17 protein-coding genes are annotated in these 18,690 nt (G+C 63.0%); 12 read left to right on the plus strand and 5 right to left on the minus strand.

The features are described from left to right. Window positions 1–21: 21 nt before the first annotated feature. Genes AAIL66_RS05505 through AAIL66_RS05525 form a run of 5 tightly spaced genes read right to left on the minus strand, consistent with a single transcriptional unit; the run spans window position 22 to window position 4,105 of the window. Window positions 22–1,179: an acyl-CoA dehydrogenase family protein gene (locus tag AAIL66_RS05505; protein ID WP_080747246.1), complete on the minus strand. Its 1,158-nt coding sequence runs from the start codon at window positions 1,177–1,179 to the stop codon at window positions 22–24. 2 nt (window positions 1,180–1,181) lie between these two features. After that, a complete protein-coding gene (locus tag AAIL66_RS05510; protein WP_343496201.1) occupies window positions 1,182–2,012 on the minus strand; it encodes an SDR family oxidoreductase in 831 nt (276 codons plus the stop codon). A 30-nt stretch (window positions 2,013–2,042) separates the two neighbouring features. After that, window positions 2,043–2,456, minus strand: coding sequence for a MaoC family dehydratase (locus AAIL66_RS05515; RefSeq protein WP_034351685.1), 414 nt, complete (start codon window positions 2,454–2,456; stop codon window positions 2,043–2,045). Window positions 2,457–2,468: 12 nt separating this feature from the next. Further along, window positions 2,469–2,909, minus strand: coding sequence for a MaoC family dehydratase N-terminal domain-containing protein (locus AAIL66_RS05520; RefSeq protein WP_045839105.1), 441 nt, complete (start codon window positions 2,907–2,909; stop codon window positions 2,469–2,471). 11 nt (window positions 2,910–2,920) lie between these two features. After that, window positions 2,921–4,105, minus strand: coding sequence for a lipid-transfer protein (locus AAIL66_RS05525; protein WP_034407718.1), 1,185 nt, complete (start codon window positions 4,103–4,105; stop codon window positions 2,921–2,923). A gap of 125 nt (window positions 4,106–4,230) precedes the next feature. Between AAIL66_RS05525 and AAIL66_RS05530 the strand changes: the two genes are divergently transcribed. From AAIL66_RS05530 to AAIL66_RS05585, 12 genes are all read left to right on the plus strand, one after another. Next, window positions 4,231–5,250, plus strand: coding sequence for an AraC family transcriptional regulator (locus tag AAIL66_RS05530; protein WP_034407720.1), 1,020 nt, complete (start codon window positions 4,231–4,233; stop codon window positions 5,248–5,250). A gap of 88 nt (window positions 5,251–5,338) precedes the next feature. Then, the gene (locus AAIL66_RS05535) at window positions 5,339–5,986 is read left to right on the plus strand and encodes a TetR/AcrR family transcriptional regulator (RefSeq protein ID WP_241781268.1); all 648 of its coding nucleotides are present in this window, start codon (window positions 5,339–5,341) and stop codon (window positions 5,984–5,986) included. Beyond that, window positions 5,986–6,876 (plus strand): SDR family oxidoreductase, encoded by an 891-nt coding sequence (locus AAIL66_RS05540; RefSeq protein ID WP_034351693.1) that lies wholly within the window; start codon window positions 5,986–5,988, stop codon window positions 6,874–6,876. The genes AAIL66_RS05535 and AAIL66_RS05540 overlap by 1 nt, the downstream gene beginning before the upstream one ends. Beyond that, window positions 6,873–8,516, plus strand: coding sequence for a carboxyl transferase domain-containing protein (locus AAIL66_RS05545; protein ID WP_343496202.1), 1,644 nt, complete (start codon window positions 6,873–6,875; stop codon window positions 8,514–8,516). Before AAIL66_RS05540 ends, AAIL66_RS05545 begins: the two co-directional genes overlap by 4 nt. Before the next feature lie 52 nt (window positions 8,517–8,568). Beyond that, the gene (locus AAIL66_RS05550) at window positions 8,569–9,747 is read left to right on the plus strand and encodes an acyl-CoA dehydrogenase family protein (protein ID WP_034394149.1); all 1,179 of its coding nucleotides are present in this window, start codon (window positions 8,569–8,571) and stop codon (window positions 9,745–9,747) included. 10 nt (window positions 9,748–9,757) lie between these two features. Further along, window positions 9,758–10,591 carry an enoyl-CoA hydratase/isomerase family protein gene (locus AAIL66_RS05555; protein ID WP_343496203.1) on the plus strand — a complete coding sequence of 278 codons (834 nt, stop codon included), beginning with the start codon at window positions 9,758–9,760 and terminating at the stop codon, window positions 10,589–10,591. Then, window positions 10,588–12,561, plus strand: a complete 1,974-nt coding sequence (locus tag AAIL66_RS05560) for a biotin carboxylase N-terminal domain-containing protein (protein ID WP_343496204.1) — start codon at window positions 10,588–10,590, stop codon at window positions 12,559–12,561. Before AAIL66_RS05555 ends, AAIL66_RS05560 begins: the two co-directional genes overlap by 4 nt. After that, complete coding sequence (locus tag AAIL66_RS05565; RefSeq protein ID WP_034383739.1) at window positions 12,558–13,700, plus strand: acyl-CoA dehydrogenase family protein; 1,143 nt, start codon at window positions 12,558–12,560, stop codon at window positions 13,698–13,700. Before AAIL66_RS05560 ends, AAIL66_RS05565 begins: the two co-directional genes overlap by 4 nt. Window positions 13,701–13,802: 102 nt before the next feature. Further along, entirely contained in the window at window positions 13,803–14,669 is an 867-nt protein-coding gene (locus tag AAIL66_RS05570) for a 3-keto-5-aminohexanoate cleavage protein (RefSeq protein WP_003069778.1), read from the plus strand. 18 nt (window positions 14,670–14,687) lie between these two features. After that, complete coding sequence (locus AAIL66_RS05575) at window positions 14,688–16,229, plus strand: AMP-binding protein (protein ID WP_343496205.1); 1,542 nt, start codon at window positions 14,688–14,690, stop codon at window positions 16,227–16,229. Then, entirely contained in the window at window positions 16,226–17,029 is an 804-nt protein-coding gene (locus tag AAIL66_RS05580) for an SDR family oxidoreductase (protein ID WP_343496206.1), read from the plus strand. Before AAIL66_RS05575 ends, AAIL66_RS05580 begins: the two co-directional genes overlap by 4 nt. Before the next feature lie 63 nt (window positions 17,030–17,092). Beyond that, a complete protein-coding gene (locus AAIL66_RS05585) occupies window positions 17,093–18,682 on the plus strand; it encodes an AMP-binding protein (protein ID WP_343496207.1) in 1,590 nt (529 codons plus the stop codon). Window positions 18,683–18,690: the final 8 nt, after the last annotated feature.

Below are 18,690 nucleotides of genomic sequence, written 5' to 3' on the forward strand. Positions count from 1 at the left end.
AGAAAGCGATCAATGCGAGAGCTATTGGGCGAAAAGGCGTCTGGCGATCAGGTCCTTCATGATTTCGTTAGCGCCTCCGTAGATCTTCTGGATCCGGGCATCGGTGTACAGCCGCGCGATGGGATATTCCTCCATATACCCGTAGCCGCCGAACAGCTGCAGGCATTCATCCATCACCTTGCACTGCTGCTCGCTGCACCACCACTTGGCCATATAGGCGGCCTCGTTATCCAGAGTGCCGTCGAGCAGGCGCTGTATGCAGTCGTTGACAAAGCTGCGCACCACATGGGCCGTGGTGGCGCATTCGGCCAGCTTGAAGCGCGTGTTCTGGAAATCTGCAATCGTCTGGCCGAATGCCTTGCGTTGCTGGGTGTAGTCCACGGTCAGTGCAACAGCCATCTCGATGGCTGCAGCGGCGCTGACCCCCAGTAGCATGCGTTCATAGGGCAATTGGCTCATCAGCTGCTTGAAGCCTTGCCCCTCGGTGCCTCCCAGCAGGTGGCTGGCGGGTATGCGCAGGTCTTCAAAGAACAGCTCGGCGGTGTCCGAAATATGCTGGCCGATCTTGCCTAGCCTGCGACCCACGCGAAAGCCGGGCAGGTTTTCCGTCTCCAGCACTACCAGCGATACGCCGCCGCTTCCGGCATCTCCGGTGCGCACGGCCACCACCAGCAAATTGGCCGTGTAGCCATTGGTGATGAAGGTCTTGGAGCCATTGATAACGTAGTGCTCGCCATCGCGCTGGGCCCGTGTGCGCATGGCCTTGAGGTCGGAGCCCACGCTGGGTTCGGTCATGGCAATGCCGGCCAGCAATTCGCCGCTGCAAAGCCTGGGCAACCAGCGCTGCTTTTGTTCTTCAGTTCCATAGGCCAGCAGGTAGTGCGAGGCGATGGTGTGCACGCTGGTGATGGCATGTACTTCGGCCTTGGTCAGCTCTTCCTGAACCACCAACTGGTAGGCCAGATTGCCGCCACCGCCGCCCCATTGCTCGTCCATCTCGGGCAGCAGAAAGCCATGCGCGCCAAAGCCGCTCCAGATCTCGCGCGGCACATAGCCCTGAGCGCGCCAGGCGGGTACATGGGGTGTCAGTTCGCGCACTATGTAGCGGCGCACCTGCTCTCTGAAAGCATCGATATCTGCATTCATCCAGGCATGTTGAAAGGGTTTGGGCAGCAGCATGTTCAGACCCCGGTCAGGCCGCCGGTACACATCAAGGTCTGGCCGCTGATGTAGTTCGACTCAGGTTGGCAAAAGAGGTAGACCGCACCCGCCGCTTCGTCGGGCGTGCCAGCGCGACCCAGGGGAATCGTCTGTTCCATGGCTGCCATCAGGCCGGGGTTCACGCCTACCTTGATGTCGCGGCCTTCGATGTGGGCCGTCTCGCCATTGGCGGCGGAGTTGGTCAGCCTGGTCTTGATGAGTCCGAATGCCACGCAGTTCACATTGACGTTCATGCGTCCCCACTCTTTGGCCAGCGTCATGGTCATGCCCGTGATTCCGGCCTTGGCCACGGAGTAGTTGGTCTGGCCCGCATTGCCGAACAGGCCCGCCACCGAGGAGATATTGACCACCTTGCGCATGACGCGCTGGCCAGCTTCCAGCTCGGCCTTGGAAAAGGCCTTGATGACGGGCTGAGCCGCACGCAGTATGCGAAACGGGGCGGTCAGATGGCAGTCGAGAATGGCGTACCACTGCTCGTCGCTCATCTTCTGGATGACGTTGTCCCAGGTGTAGCCGGCGTTGTTGACGATGATGTCCAATCCCTGGTACTGCTGGACGGCGGCGCCGACAAAGCGCTCGGCAAAGTCGGTGTGGGTGACATTGCCCACGCAGGCAACGGCCTCGCCGCCCATCTCGCGTATCAGGGCCAGGGTTTCATTGGCGGGTTCGGCATCGAGGTCGTTGATGACCAGGCGTGCGCCTTCGCTGGCCAGCTTGAGGGCGATGCTGCGGCCTATGCCGCGGCCCGATCCTGAAACCAGGGCTACCTTGCCGTCGAGTTTTCTTGTCATTGCTGTCTCCTTGGGCGAATCAATACGTTCTCAGGGCAGGCTGATCCAGGCATCGCCCGCGATCTTGGTCTGGCCATGCTGGTTGCTGCTTTGCACCTCGACCCGGACGCTGCGGTCCGCATCTCGTTTTTCCATAACGCGGCCCGTGCACGAGATCGCATTGGCCAGATGGGTAATGCCCTGAAAGCGTACGTCGAAACGGTGCAGCCTGGATTGCGGCGCCCAGTTGGTCAGCAGTCGCCCCAGCCAGGCCATGCCCAGCATGCCGTGGGCAAACACATCAGGCATGCCGGCCTTGCGCGCGAAGTCGGTGTCGATATGAATCGGGTTGTGGTCGCCCGAGGCTCCGGCAAACAGGGCCAGCGTGGTGCGGCTGATCGGGGGCAGGTCGAGGGTCGGCAGTGCATCTCCAACCTGGACCTTGTCGTAGCGAGGGATGTTCATTGCCGGTCCTTTCTAGTTGCGAACCACGATGACGGAGCGCATCTCGGCCACCAGCTCGTTGTTCTGATTGATGGCGCGCGATGACTTCACGACAAATTCCAGTGCGCCGTTCTTCTTGCTGTAGATGTCATCGATCCTGGACTGCACCGTGATGCGGTCTCCGGCGCAGGCGCTCCGGTGATAGCAAAAGCTCTGCTCGCCATGCAGGATCTTGGCGATCGGGATGTTCAGGGTTTGCAGGAGCAGGTCGGACGCGCCGCTGTCCATCTCCGCCGCAAACAAAAAGGTGGGGGGCACGGGCAGGTCCGGGTAGCCCGCTGCGCGGGCGGCCTCCAGGTCGGTATAGACGGCGTTGTTTTCACCGATGGCCTTGGCAAAGAAGCGCAGGCGGCTGCGGTCCAGGCTGAGCTCAGAAGGGGGCAGGTCATGCCCTATCCATTGGGTGTCAATCATTGGCCGCTCCTTCAGACGCGCTCGTAGAGGGTGACCACACAGGCGCCACCGAGGCCGAGGTTGTGCTGCAGCGCCAGGCGGGCATTGGCAACCTGGCGCTGATCGGCCCGGCCGCGCAGCTGTTGTACCAATTCTGTGCACTGGGCAAGACCGGTGGCGCCCAGCGGGTGTCCCTTGGATAGCAGACCGCCCGATGGATTGGTCACAAACTTGCCGCCGTAGGTGTTGTCGCCGTCGCAGACAAATTTTTCCGCACCGCCCACAGGGCACAGGCCCAGAGCCTCGTAGGTCAGCAATTCGTTTTGTGCAAAGCAGTCGTGCAGCTCCACTACATCAACGTCCTGGGGGCTGATGCCGGCCTGTTCATAGACCTGACGGGCAGCGTCCTGAGCCATGCTGAAGCCCACCACTTCGCGCATATCATGGGCCTCGAAGGTCTTGGGGCTGTCCGTGGTCATGGATTGGGCGCGGATGCGCACGCTGTGGTCCAGGCCATGCTTGAGCGCATAGGCTTCGGACACCAGCAGGGCCGCCGCCGCGCCGCAGGTAGGTGGGCAGGCCATGAGTCGGGTCATGACGCCCGGCCACATCACGGGAGAGGCCATGACCTCCTCCTCTGACACCTCGGTGCGGAACAGGGCCAGGGGATTGCGCGCTGCATGGCGGCTGGCCTTGGCACGGATCTTGGCAAAGGTGGAAAGCTGCGTGCCGTACTGGTCCATATGTGCCTTGCCTGCTCCGCCGAAGTAGCGCAGGGCCAGCGGAACGCCGTTGTCGCCGACCAGGGCATCGGTTTCCGCTTCGAATCGGTCAAAGGGGCTGGGCCGGTCGCTAAAGACCGAGCCCAGTGCGCCAGGGGTCATCTGCTCGAACCCCAGAGCCAGCACACAGTCGGCAGCGCCGCTGGCCACGGCTTGACGTGCCAGGAACAGTGCGGTGGAGCCGGTGGAGCAGTTGTTGTTGACATTGATGATGGGAATGCCGGACATGCCCACCTCATACAGCGCTCTCTGACCGGCGGTGGAGTCACCGTAGACATAGCCCACATAGGCTTGCTGCACTGCGTCATACGCGAGGCCTGCATCTGCCAGCGCCAGGGACGTGGCGCTGGAGCCCATCTGGAAGTAGGGATCACTCTTTCCGGGCTTGGCAAATGGAATCATGCCTACGCCGGCAACATACACATCGCGACTCATGGGGGCTCCTTGGGAAAGTGGCAAACAGGTGCTGGGCAATGAGATCCATCGTAGGAATTACCGATGCGCAAACCCATTGCCGAGCGCATCTTTCGTATGTCAAAAGACCTCAAGGTGATCTGTTCATGGCTGCTGCTTCCATCGTTCCTTTCACGATCTCCATGGCGCTGGTGCGGGGTATTGCTGCCGGGGTAAGAAGACACGGGCATGACTGCGAGGAGCTGCTGCTGCGTGCCGGCATAGCCCCTTTGCTGCTGGCGCAGGACGGCGCCAGAGTCACGGCAGACCAGTATGTGGCGCTGATGTGGCGAGTGGTGGAGATGCTGGGGGATGAGGCCATGTGCCAGTTCTCCAGACCGCTCAAGCGTGGCAGTCTGGAGCTGATTGCGCGTCAGGCCCTTTCAGGGCACGGGATGGAGACTGCGTTGCAACGCATGTGCCAGGCCCATGTGCTGCTGCAGGATCAGGTGGATGTGCAACTGGTGCGTGATGGAGCGCTGGCGGGCATTGTGCTGCGCCCTGTGGGCGATGAGCCCTTGCCCAATTTCCTCTATGAGTTTTCCCTGCGCGTGCTGTGGCGGCTTACTGCCTGGCTGATGGGCGGTACGCTCAAGGTGCAGCACTTTGACTTTGCCTTCGGGCAGCCTGATTACGCCAACGACTATGGCGATACCTTTCCGGCGCCTTTGCATTTCGGTTTGCCGTTTTCGGCATTCTGGTTCGATGCGCGCAAGCTCGCGCGTGTTTGCAGTCGTGACGAGCAGGCGTTGCAGACCTTTGTGGCCAGCTGGCCGGCGGCGGCCATCATGCCGCCGCGTACCGGAGAAGGTGTGGATGCCCGCGTGCATTCTCATTTGCTGCAGTCGCGTCCGCGATGGGCGGGGCTGGAAGCTACGGCCGCCGAGCTGAACATGTCGGCCCCCACGCTGCAGCGCAAGCTGGCTGCTGCGGGCACCTCCTTTCAAGCCATCAAGGATGAGCTTCGCCGAGATATCGCGGTCTCCCGACTGGGAACCAGCAAAGTCAGTTTTACGGAGCTGGCGGCAGACCTGGGGTTTGCCGACGCAGCGGCGTTTCAGCGTGCATTCAAGGGCTGGACGGGCAGCTCGCCCGGTCTTTACCGTGCCAGGCGGGTCGAGAGCTGACTGCTTGAAAACCCTTGCGTACAAGCCCTAGTTATTTTTACAAAGCAAATGATTGGTAAAAATAACAAAGGCCGATATGCTGCGTCTCATGCAAACAAGTCATGAAGCAGTCATAGTAAAAAAGCGCGGTCGCGGCAGGCCTCCGAAGTCGGCCGATGAGCGCAATGAAAGCATGCGTCGTGGCGAGCTGGTGAAGGTCGCGGCGCAGCTGTTCAGGCAGCGCGGATTTCACGGCACCAGCACCCGTGACATCGCCGCCGCTGCAGGTATGCAGTCGGGGTCTATCTTCTATTTTTTTGAGAGCAAGGAAGCCATTCTGCACGCGGTGATGCAGGATGGAATGACTCAGGCTGCGGTGAGTCAGAACGCTGCGCTGCAAGCACTGGGGGCACGTGCCAACGGCGTGGAACGACTGAGCGCTCTGGTGCGCAATCATCTGCAAATCATGGTCGGCGGCGAGAGCGACTTCATCCCCGTGATGCTTTACGAATGGCGGCTGCTCAGCGAGGAGCAGCGTGTGGATGTGGGGGCGCAAAAAGACGAATACGAGGCGCAGTGGATGCCTGCACTGCAGGCGCTGCACCGCACGGGCAAGCTCAAGGCCCGTCCCGAAATCGCGCGACTGCTGATCTTTGGCGCATTGAACTGGACGGCTCAATGGTTTACCGAGGGCCGGGGGCTGACGCTGGATGAGCTTACCGAGCAAGCCCTGGCTTTATTCATTGGAGAGCGTTGATGTACCAATCCGTATTCCGTGCCGCATTGTTTGCGGGGCAGGTGGTTGTGGTGACCGGTAGCGGCTCGGGCATCGGCCGCTGTGTTGCGCACGAGCTGGCATCCTTGGGCGCCACAGTTGCCCTGGTGGGACGTAATCAGGACAAGCTGGTTGCTGTCCAAGCCGAGTTGCAGCAGGCCGGAGTACCGGCAGACAGAGTCAGCCGGCACGGAGCGGATATACGGGATGAGGCTGCCGTCAAAGCGCTGGTGGCCGAGGTTCTGGCCCGCCACGGGCGCATCGATGCCCTGGTCAATAACGCGGGTGGGCAATACATTGCGCCCCTGGCCAGCATCGGAGCCAAGGGCTGGCAGGCCGTGCTGGACACCAACCTCACAGGAGGCTTCCTCATGGCGCGCGAATGCTTTGTGCAATACATGGCAGAGCATGGCGGCTCCATCGTCAATATGGTGGCCGATATGTGGGGCTCCATGCCGGGCATGGGGCACAGCGGCGCGGCGCGCGCAGGCATGGTCAGCCTTACCGAGACGGCGGCTGCGGAATGGGCGCCCCATGGCGTGCGTGTGAATGCCATCGCACCCGGCTACATCGCCTCCAGCGGCATGGATCACTATCCACCCGAAGCGGCTGCCATGTTGCGCAAGATGCCCGCTACCGTGCCGGCGGGGCGCTTTGGTAACGAGGCCGAGGTTTCCGCCTCCATCGTGTTTTTGCTCAGTCCCGCAGCCAGTTTCATCAGCGGCACGGTGCTGCGCGTCGATGGCGCCCGTCCCCAGGTGCGCATGGGCATGGGGCCGGTGGCCGCCAGTGCCGAGGTGCAGCAACGCGGCGCAGTGCGTGCATTTGACGGCTTTTCTCTCTACCAGACTCCCAAGGTGTTTCAGTCATGAGCGTCTTTGCATCGCAATGGAATGCAGCTGGCGAGCAGGCGCAGCAGCGCCGGGCCGCTACGCTGGCGCGCATCGCCGCGCTGCGTGAGCTGGAGCAGCGCGCCGCGCAGGCATCGCAACGCTCCAAGCCGCAGTTTGAAAAGCGTGGCCAGTTGCTGCCGCGCGAGCGCGTGGCCTTGCTGCTGGACCCGGGTGCCCCCTGGTTGCCGCTGTGCTCACTGGCAGGCTATCTGCAGGACAGGGCAGACCCTGAAAAATCCGTGCCCGGCGGCGGCATGCTGGCCGGCATTGGCTTTGTCAGCGGCGTGCGCTGCATGGTCGTGGCCAGCGACTCGGGCATCGAGGCGGGAGCCATCCAGGAAAAAGGCCTGGACAAGATGCTGCGCGTGCAAGAGATCGCGCTGCAGAGCAAGCTGCCCTTTATTCATTTGGTGGAGAGTGCAGGCGCCAATCTCATGCGCTACCGCGTCGAGGGCTTTGTGATGGGCGGTGCCTTGTTTCGCAACCTGGCGCGGTTGTCGGCCGCAGGTTTGCCTGTCATCACCGTGCAGCATGGCTCGGGCACGGCTGGCGGTGCCTATATGCCGGGGTTGTCGGATGTGGTCATCATGGTGCGCGGTCGCTCGCGTGCCTTTCTGGCTGGACCGCCCTTGCTCAAGGCGGCGACCGGTGAAATTGCGACCGAGGAAGAGCTGGGTGGTGCCGAGATGCACACCAGTGTCTCGGGGCTGGGCGAGTATCTCGCGGAGGACGACCGCCAAGCCCTGGGCATGGCACGCGCCGTGGTGTCTCAGCTGTCCCAGTGGAAAAGGCCTGAAGCGCTTGATATATCCAAACGGGAGGCTGCCGGTTCAGGAATCGTCGAGCCGCGTTACGAGGCCGATGAGCTCTTGGGGCTGATGCCGGCGCACCATCGCGAGCCAGTGGATATGCACGAAGTCATGGCGCGGCTGGTCGATGGTTCCGAGCTGCTGCTGTTCAAGTCCGGCTACGGTGCGGCCACGCTGTGTGCGCAGGCGCATATCGGAGGCCATGCCGTGGGCCTGATCTCCAACAACGGTCCCATCGATGTGGCTGGTGCCAACAAGGCTGCGCATTTCATCCAATGGATGTGCCAGCTCGGTCATCCCATCATCTATCTGCAGAACACCACGGGCTATATGGTGGGCAAGGACAGCGAGCAGGCCGGCATGATCAAGCACGGCAGCAAGATGATCCAGGCCGTGACCAATGCCACCGTGCCGCAGATCACTATTCAGTGCGGGGCCAGCTTCGGTGCGGGCAACTACGGAATGTGCGGCCGCGGCTATGCGCCGCGCTTTCTTTTCAGCTGGCCCGGTGCCAAGACGGCGGTGATGGGCGGCGAGCAGGCGGCCAGCACCATGCGCCAGGTCACCGAGGCCGCCATGGCACGCAAGGGCTTGCCCGTCGATGCCGAGCTGATGCAAAAGCAGTACGACCAGATCGTGGCCATGTTCGAAGCCCAGGCCGATGCGCTGGTCACCAGCGGCTTGCTGCTGGATGACGGCGTGATCGATCCGCGCGACACGCGCGCAGTGCTCTCCTTCTGCCTGCAGACCTTGCACGAAGCGCAGCAGCGCACGGTGCGCCCCATGCAGTTCGGGGTCGCACGCATGTAGTGCCGCGCCTCTTCCCCCATTTCTTCCAAACAGAACTCGACGGAGACAAGCCATGCAATGGACCCATGAACATCTGGAAGTGCGCAAGACCCTCAAGCGCTATATCGACGAGAAGATCAATCCCTATGTCGACGCATGGGAGGAAGAGGAAATCTTTCCCGCTCACCAGGTCTTCAAGGGGCTGGGCGATCTGGGCCTGCTGGGCCTGACCAAGCCAGAAGCCTATGGCGGCGCGGGGCTGGATTACTCTTACAGCCTGATGATGGCCGAGACACTGGGTCATATCCGCTGCGGCGGTGTGCCCATGGCCATTGGCGTGCAGACCGATATGTGCACGCCCGCACTGGCACGCTTTGGCAGCGACGCCTTGCGCGATCAGTTTCTGGCGCCCGCCATCGCGGGCGATATGGTGGGCTGCATAGGCGTGAGCGAGCCCGGTGCGGGCAGCGATGTGTCGGGCATCAAAAGCCATGCCCGCAAGGATGGCGATGACTACATCATCAGCGGCCAGAAGATGTGGATCACCAACAGCATTCAGGCGGACTGGATGTGCATGCTGGTCAACACCGGTGATGGACCGGTGCACAAGAACAAAAGTCTCATCATGGTGCCGCTGCGGGAGGGCCCGCGCGGCAAGCTGACCAGGGGCGTGGAAGTGGCGCAGAAGCTGCGCAAGATCGGCATGAACTCCTCGGACACGGGCCTGCTGTTCTTTGACGAGGTACGCGTGCCGCAGCGCTATCTGGTTGGGCAGGAGGGGCAGGGCTTCATCTATCAGATGCAGCAGTTTCAGGAGGAGCGGCTCTGGGCCTCGGCCAGCGGCCTGCTCGCCATGGAGGACTGCATTCAGCAGACCATAGAGTGGGCACAGCAGCGGCAGATGTTCGGCAGCACCCTGATCGATCAGCAATGGGTGCAGTTCAAGCTGGCAGAGCTGCAGACCGAAGTCGAGGCGCTGCGAGCACTGACCTATCGTGCCGCTCAGATATATATGGCGGGCCAGGATGCGCTGCAACTGGCCAGCATGGCGAAGCTGAAGTCGGGGCGGCTGACGCGTGAAGTGGCCGATACCTGTCTGCAGTTCTGGGGTGGCATGGGTTTTACCTGGGACAACCGCGTCTCGCGCCTGTACCGCGACGGGCGTCTGGGCTCGATAGGCGGCGGTGCCGACGAGGTCATGCTGGGCATCATCGGCAAGACCATGGGGCTGATCAAGCGCCAGGCGCACTGAGGAGCGGCGCATGACTCAGGTGCTTGAAATCGAACGTCTTCCCTTGGGCAACGGTTTTGTGGAATGGTGGCGGCTGAATTCGCCGCAAACCCGCAATGCCCTGACCGACGAGCTGGTGCGGGCCTTGCGCGAACACGCCGCGAGAGCGCAGAAGGATTCACTGCTGCGCGTGGTCGTGCTGTGCGGCAACGGCGGGCATTTCTGTGCGGGCGGCAGCCTCGGAGGCTTTGCCAGCAGCATAGGCTCTCCGCTACCTGCGGGCGCGCAGGACCCGCTGGTTCAGGTCAACCGCGAGTTTGGTCATCTGCTGCAGCAGTTGGCAGAGCTGCCCCAGTTGCTGATCGCTGCCGTGCAGGGCGCAGCCATGGGCGGCGGTGTGGGGCTGGTCTGCGTGGCCGACTGGGTGGTGGCGGATCAGCAGGCCGTCTTTGCCACACCCGAGGTGACGCTGGGCATTGTGCCCGCGCAGATCGCGCCGTTTGTGCTGCGCAGGCTGGGCGATGGTTCTGGGCGTCAATGGCTGCTGGGCGGTCAGCGCTGGTCCGCAAGCCAGGCGCAGGAGGTCGGCCTGGTGCAGACCGTGATCCAGGCCACAGACGCTGCCCACTGGCGCGAGCAGTTGCAGCATCAGCTTGAAATCTGCGCACTGGCTGCACCGCAGGCGGTGGCAGCCACCAAAAAATTGCTGGCAACCATTGGCGGGCAAAGTCTGGATACATCGCTGAACCAGGGCGCGCAGGCCTTTGCCAGTGCACTGCGCAGCGCTGAGGCGGGGGCGGGGCTCAAGGCCTTTTCCAGCAAGCAGCCCGCTCCCTGGACCTGCAAGGCAGGAGGCACATCATGAAGCGCATTCTGATTGCCAATCGTGGCGAGATTGCGCTGCGCATCATGGCTACGGCCAGGCGCATGGGCATAGATACCGTGGCGGTGTACTCGGATGCGGATGCAGGAAGCCTCCATGTGCAACAGTCCACACAGGCCTATGCACTGGGCGGGCTGACATCGGCACAGAGCTATCTGGACATGCACAAGCTGCTGGCGGCCGCCAAGGCAACAGGGGCCGATGCCGTGCACCCCGGCTACGGCTTTCTCAGCGAGGATGCCGGCTTTGCCCAGGCCGTCCAGGAAGCGGGCCTGATCTGGATTGGCCCGCCGCCGGCGGCGATTCGCCAGCTCGGCAGCAAGGCCGCAGCTAAGCAACTGGCCAAGGCCCATGGCGTGCCCTGTCTGCCGGGCTACGAAGGCGATGACCAGTGCGACGCGCGCTTTGCCGATGAAGCCGCCATGATTGGCTACCCCGTCATGGTCAAGGCCGTGGCAGGTGGTGGGGGGCGAGGCATGCGGCTTGTGGAAAGTGCCAACCAGTTGCATGCCGCTCTGAACAGCGCACGTTCGGAGGCTCTGGCTGGCTTCGGCAACGGTGACTTGCTGGTGGAGCGTGCCGTCATGCATCCGCGCCATGTGGAGGTGCAGGTGTTTGCGGACGGGCATGGCCATGTGATTCATCTGGGGGAGCGCGATTGCTCGGTTCAGCGTCGCCACCAGAAGATCATCGAGGAAGCCCCCAGTCCGGCCGTCAACGCCGAGCTGCGTGAGCAGATGGGCATCTGTGCCGTGGCCCTGGCCAAGGCCGCAGGCTATGTGGGTGCTGGGACGGTGGAATTCCTGGTCGAAGGCCGGCAGTTCTATCTGATGGAGATGAATACCAGACTGCAGGTCGAGCATCCTGTGACCGAGGCATTGACTGGTCTGGATCTGGTCGAATGGCAGATTCGCGTGGCGCGCGGCGAAGCCTTGCCGCTGACGCAGCAGCAGGTTCGGCTTGACGGCCATGCCATCGAGGTGCGGCTGTGCGCCGAAGACGAGAACTTTCAGCCCCATACCGGCGTGGTGCGGCATTTCTCGGCACCCGAGGCCGCCGTCTTCAGTCGCGCGCCGCTGCGCTTTGACCACGCGTTGCACACCGGCAGCGAAGTCACTCCCTATTACGACGCCATGCTGGGCAAGCTGATCGTCCATGCGCCAACGCGAGAGCAAGCCATCGACCGGCTGATTCATGCGCTGGGTCGGCTCACGGTGCTGGGCTTGCCGACCAATCGCGCCTTTCTGATTGAGTGCCTGAACGACGAGGTGTTCAGGCGGGGTCAGGCTCTGATCTCCTATCTGGCGAGCGATGCGCCACGCTTGCAGCAGCTGCTGCGGGACAAGGAAGTCCTGGCACACCAGCATTGGGGAGCGCTGTGCGCCGTGGGCCAACGGCCGGGGCCGCTGGCTTGCAGCTATGCCCAGTTGCGCAAGCTGCAGCACCGAGGCCGGACGCAGGAGCTGATGCTGCGGCCCGAGACCGCAGACAGCTGGCTGCTGCAGCGGCACGGCGCCGAGCCTGCGCTGCTGCAGGTCGACGCGTTGCTGGCCCATGGCTGGCGAGCGAGAGCTGCGGGCCTGAGCCAGAACGTGCAGGCCGTGGAGCTGCCCGCCGGGCAGGGCGGGGCGCGCTGGCATCTGCAGGCGGGCGACGTGGACTGGTGGGTCGAAGATGCAAGCTATGCCTCGCCGGAGAATGCTTCGGCAGCGGGCCAGACTGCAGAACTGCGCGCGCCGTTCAACGGCCGTGTGGTGCAACTGGGCGCGGTGGCCGGGCAGGCGCTCAAGGCCGGCGATGTGGTCGTGGTCATCGAATCCATGAAGCTGGAGCACAGTCTGAGCGTGAAGGCCGACTGTCGGGTGGAGGCCGTGCTGGTCAATGCCGGCCAGCAGGTGGCGCCGGGTCAGGTGCTGCTGAAGCTGGCGCCCATGTCTGGAGGTCCTGCATGACGGATGCTGCTGAACGCGAAATGCTCTATGACCTGGTGCGTCGCTTTGCGCGCGAGCAAATCGCCCCCCATGTCACGGCCTGGGACGAGGCGGGCGAGTTCCCGCGCCAGCTCTATCGCCAGGCCGCCGAGCTGGGGCTGCTCGGCATCGGCTACCCCGAGGAGCTCGGTGGTACTGCGGCTACACATGGCCTGCGCGCAGCCCTGTGGCTGGCGCTGTGCCGCTACGGCGGCAGTGGGGGCGTGCTGGCCAGTTTGCTGTCGCACAACATCGGCCTGCCGCCCGTGGTGGCTCTGGGTAGCGATGCGCTCAAGCAGCAGGTGGTGCCCGATGTGCTCCTGGGCCGCAAGATCGCGGCGCTGGCGATTACCGAGCCCGGCGGCGGATCGGACGTAGCGGCGCTGCGTACCAGGGCCAGGCGCGATGGCCACGAGTATGTGATCGAGGGCGAGAAGACCTTCATCACCTCGGGCATGCGTGCGGACTGGATCACGGTGGCAGTGCGCACGGGCGAGGAGAGAGGTGCATCCGGCATTTCCCTGATCCTGGTGCCTGGCGGCAGCAAGGGTTTGAGACGCAGCCCGTTGCACAAGATGGGCTGGCAATGCTCGGACACGGCCCACCTGTTATTTGATGGTGTGCGCGTGCCGGCCAGCCATTTGCTCGGCGCCGAGGGTGAGGGTTTTCGCGCCATCATGCAGAACTTCAACGGTGAGCGCCTGGGCATTGCCTGTGGTGCACTGGGCTTTGCCCAGGCCTGCTATGACGAGGCGCTAGCCTGGGCCCAGCAGCGCCAGACCTTTGGCGTGACGCTCAATCAGCATCAGGTCATACGCCACAAGCTGGTGGACATGCAGCAGCGCCTGCGCAGCACCGAAGCCTGGCTCAACGCCGTCTGCGCACGTGCCGATGGCGGCGATAGCGGTGCGGATTGGGTGGGCGAGGTCTGCGTGCTCAAGAACCACGCCACCCAGACCATGCAGTTCTGCGCCGATACGGCGGTGCAGATTCTGGGTGGCATGGGCTTTATGCGCGGCACGCTGAGCGAGCGCATCTACCGCGAAGTCAAGGTCCTGACGATTGGCGGTGGCACCGAGGAAATCATGAAAGAGCTGGCCGCGCGCCAGTGGCGTATCTAGCGCGGCTGTTGCAGCGGCCTCAGCCGTTACCGGGAAATTTGAGCGAAATCAGCCTGAAACGCTTGTGAATGAAGCGTTATCAGCTTCTATCCAAGGAGCGATATGTCCGACAAAGCCATTATTACCTGTTCCATTACCGGGGTACTGACCGATCCGAATCAGCATCATGTGCCCGTGACGCCAGAGCAACTGGCGCAGGAGGCGCGCCGAGCCTATGACGCAGGCGCATCGGTGGTTCATGTCCACTTCAGGCGCCAGGAGGAGGGCAAGGGTCATCTGCCCAGCTGGGATCCGGCAGTGGCCAGGGCCTGCGTGGATGCCATGCGTGCAGCCTGCCCCGAGCTCATCATCAATCAGACCACCGGCGTGGTCGGCCCCGACTACCAGGGACCGCTGGACTGCCTGCGTGCCACGCGACCCGAGATGGCGGCCTGCAATGCGGGCTCGCTCAACTATCTCAAGACCCGCAGCAATGGAAGCTGGGCCTGGCCACCCATGCTGTTCGACAATCAGCCCGCCAAGGTGCAGGACTTTCTCGATGTGATGGCAGAGACCGGCACATTGCCCGAGTTCGAGTGCTTTGACGTGGGCATCGTGCGCTGCGTGGGCATGTATGTGGAAACCGGCATGTACCGAGGCCTGCCCGAATACAACTTCGTGATGGGGGTGGAGTCCGGTATGCCGGCAGACCCCGATCTGCTGCCCATACTGCTCAGGCTCAAGATCAAGGACGCGCCCTGGCAGACCACGCTGATCGGGCGCAGCGAGATCTGGCCCACCCATTTGCGCACAGCCGAGCTCGGCGGACATCTGCGCAGCGGACTGGAAGACACCTTCTATCTGCCCGACGGCAGCAAGGTCACATCCAACGCTCCGCTGATCGAGCAGCTGGCTCGCTATGCGCGTGATGTGGGCCGTGAAGTCGCCACTCCCAGGGAGGCCAGGCAGATGCTGCACCTGGCGGCCTGAATCAGGGAGAAGTTACAGATGAACGCTTGTACTCTTCCTCGGACCGTGGCGCAGGCACTGGCGCAGACCGTGGCCGACCATCCCCACAGGAATGCCTATATCGACCAGGGGCGCGGCTACAGCTGGCAGCAGGTGGATGTCATGGCCAGCGCCTGGGCCGCCCATCTGTCCTCGCTGGGCCTGCGACCCGGTGAACGCATCGGCATCATCCTGCCCAACGGTCAGCCCTGGGTGCTGAGCTATCTTGCGGCGGCGAAGACGGGGCTGGTCGTGGTGGGCCTCAGCGTCCGATACCGCGATGCCGAGCTGGACTTCATGCTGCAGGACAGCCAGGTCAAGGCCGTGCTTGCGCCGCGCGAGTTTGCCAGCTTCGACTACCAGAACTATCTTGCGCAGGCCCGTCGGCGTTTTGCGACGCTGGAGCATCTGCTGTGGGTGGATGAAGTACTCGAGCAAGCGCTGCAGTCCGGCGCGAAAGCCTTGCATGAAGGCGACGGTCCTGCACCGGATGACCTGCTGATGATCATTTACACATCCGGCACCACGGGCAGGCCCAAGGCAGCGGGGCTGACGCATCGCTCTCAATTGGGCTCAGCGCTGGCGCAGCATGCGCATGTGAAGGCTGCGGCGGACGACATGGTGCAACTGGCCATGCCGCTCAACCATGTGGGCGGCATTACCTGCGGCGTGCTGACCATGTTGCTGGCGGGCGGTTGCTGCGAGCTGGTGCCCATGTTCAGCCCCGAATCCGTGTTGAGGATGGCGCAAAAGCATCCGCCGACCTGGCTGGTGGGCGTGCCCACCATGCTGACGCTGCTGCTCATGCATCCGCTTCTGGTAGAGGTTGATATGAGCCGGCTGCGCCTGATTGTGGTGGGCGGATCGAATGTGGAGCCGGTGTTGCTGCAGCGGCTGCAGCGGCAGTTTCCGGGCGTGAACATCATGAATCTCTACGGCCTGTCAGAGACTTCCGGGGCCATCGCGATGACACCCTGGCAAGCGGATCAGCAAGCCCTGCTGCACAGCATAGGCAAGCCGCTGCAAGGGGTACAACTGCGCGTGGCCGGGGCTGATGGAGAGGAGCTGCGCAGTGGTGAGGTGGGGGAGCTGTGGTTTCGTGGTGCAGGGGTGATTCCGGCCTATGTGGGGCAGCAGCAGGACGAAGAGGTGTTTGCCGGCGGCTGGCTTCATTCGGGTGATCTGGGGTTTGTGGATGAGCAGGGCCTGATCCATCTCAAGGGGCGGCAAAAAGACATGTTCATACAGGGCGGCTTCAACGTCTATCCCAGCGAGGTGGAGGGCGTGATTGCCGGTCATGCGGGCGTGCTGATGGTCGCCGGCATAGGCGTGCCGGACCCCGTGCTGGGCGAGGTGGGGCGCTACTACATTGTGATCAAACCCGGTGCCAGCGTGAGCGAGGAGGAACTGCTCACGCATTGCCGCCAGCAGCTCGCTGACTACAAGCTGCCGCGCCAGCTGGTGTTTCGCACCGAGTTGCCGTTGACCCCGGCAGGAAAGATCCAGAAAGCCTTGTTGCGAGCAGAGGAGTGCTGTTCATGAATGTGCAATTCGATTTTTCGGGCCGCCATGTGGTGGTGTTTGGCGGCACCACAGGCATCAACCTGGGCATTGCCCAGCACTACGCGATGGCAGGAGCCCGGGTCTCGGTCGTCAGCCGCAAGCAGGCCAATGTGGACGCGGCCCTGGCGACGCTGGGGGCGCAGGCCTTTGGCGTGGTAGCCGATGTGCGCGATGAACCGGCGGTGGCAGCGGCGCTGGCGCAGGCCGTGGCTTGCCACGGGCCGCGCGACGTGCTGGTGTCTGGTGCGGCAGGCAACTTCCTCGCACCTGCGGAGCAGATGTCGTCCAACGCTTTCAGGGTGGTGGTGGACATCGATCTGCTGGGCAGCTTTCATGTCGCGCGTCAGGCTCTGGCGCACTTGCGGCAGCCGGGGGCGAGCCTGATCTTCATCACCGCGCCGCAGTCCACCGTGCCCATGATGTACCAGGCCCATGTCTGTGCAGCCAAGGCAGGAGTGGACCATCTGGCGCGGGTACTGGCACTGGAGTGGGGTGGCAGGGGCATTCGTGTGAACGCCATTTCCCCCGGCCCCATCGAGGGCACGGAAGGCATGCGTCGGCTGGCCCCGCAGGGAGCTGAAGGAGACGCTCTGGTACGCAGCATGGTGCCGCTGGGACGCATGGGCACGATCGCGGATATTGCCCGACTGGCCATGTTTCTGGGCAGCGATGCGGCCAGCTATATCTCCGGCACGGTCATTGCCTGTGACGGCGGGGCGCAGGGCCAGCTTTCGCCCATGGTTGCTGCCGCCGCGATGGCCATGCCGCAGCAGAATTAGAGACACAACAAGAAAAAGCGTGGGTTATGGGTTCCGGGTTGCACACTATCAAGGAGACAAACCATGATCGAGATGAGTCTGACGAAGGAGGCACGGCGCATCCGGCGCATTGCGCTGGGCGACCTGCTCCACCGCAGTGCGCGCAAGTCTGGCAGCCGCACGGCGCTGGTCGATGGTGCTGAGCGCATCAGCTATGCCGAGCTGGATGCGCGAAGTTCGCGCTTCGCGCATTATTTGCTCTCGACGCAGGGGACGGGCAAGCAGATCGGCATGCTGTGCGCCAATTCCATAGACATGGTGGTGGCCTGCAATGCCATTCACAAGGCGGGGCAGGTGTGGGTGCCCGTCAATATCAAGCTGGAGGTATCGAGCATTGACTACATCCTGCGGCATGCAGAGGTGTCGGCAGTGGTGGTCGATCAGGAGTTGCTGGCCCTGCCCGGGCTGGCCGAAATTCTGCAGCAATTGCAGGTGCCGCTCATCATCACGCGCCCGCAAACGCAGCAAGTACAGCCAGGACTGCTGGGCATATCGTTGGCACAGTCCGAGGCAGGCCAGTCCGATGCTTTGCCCGAGGTTGATATTGACGACAACCAGGCGGCCTTGCTCATGTACACCAGCGGCACCACGGGCAATCCCAAGGGCGTGGTGCATTCCCATCTGTCGGTATACGCGGCGGTCAAGGGCAATATCGACGAGATGAAATATGGCGAGGCCGATGTGCTCAGCGGCTGGTTGCCTCTGTTTCATTGCGCCCAGCATGCGCTGGTGCAGACTGCGCTGGCGGCAGGTGCTTGCACCGTGCTCACGCGGCAGTTTGTGCCGGCGGAGGTGGGGCAACTGGTGATGAAAGAGGGTGTGACGATCTTTGTCGGGCTGCCCCTGATGTATGCAGCGGTGCTGGCCGATCCGGGTTTTGCGCCCACTACCATCCGGCAGTGCATCTATGCCATGGCACCCATTCCCAAACCCTTGATCGCCCAGATTGCGCAGCGCATGTGCCGCAATATCTCTCTAGCCACGGGGCAGACCGAGATATATCCGGCCACCATGACTTTCTACCCCTTGCTCAATGCCGAATGCGATGCCAATTTCTGGGGGCGCTCTCTGAGCACGTGTGAGACCGCCGTTATGGACGACGATGGCAATCTGCTGGGAGCGGGCCAGGTCGGCGAGATCGTGCATCGCGGCCCCAATGTCATGCTGGGTTATTTCAAGGACCCAAAGGCGACGGCAGAGGCACAGAAGTTTGGCTGGCACCATACCGGCGACCTGGGCATGTGGGACGCGCAGGGGCGCATGGAGTTCATAGATCGCAAGAAGGACATGATCAAGACCGGCGGCGAGAACGTGGCCAGTGTGAAGGTTGAAGCCGTGGTGCTGGCGCATCCGGAAGTGGCTGCCGCCGCCGTGTTCGGTCTGCCGCATCCTCACTGGAGCGAGGCGGTCTGTGCCTTTGTCATGCGCAAGCCGGGGGCTCAAGTGGATTCGGAGTCGATACTGGCCCATTGTCGCAATCATCTCAGCGGCTTTGAAGTGCCAAAACTGGTCCATTTTGTGGAGGCCTTCCCGTCCACGGCGACGGGCAAGGTGCAGAAAAACGTGATGCGACGCCAGTTCGAGCAGGTGGCCAGAGAGCTTTGGGGCACCTGATATCCGGG

The organism is Comamonas sp. F1-6, assembly GCF_039581415.1.
Taxonomy (GTDB): domain Bacteria; phylum Pseudomonadota; class Gammaproteobacteria; order Burkholderiales; family Burkholderiaceae_C; genus Comamonas; species Comamonas thiooxydans.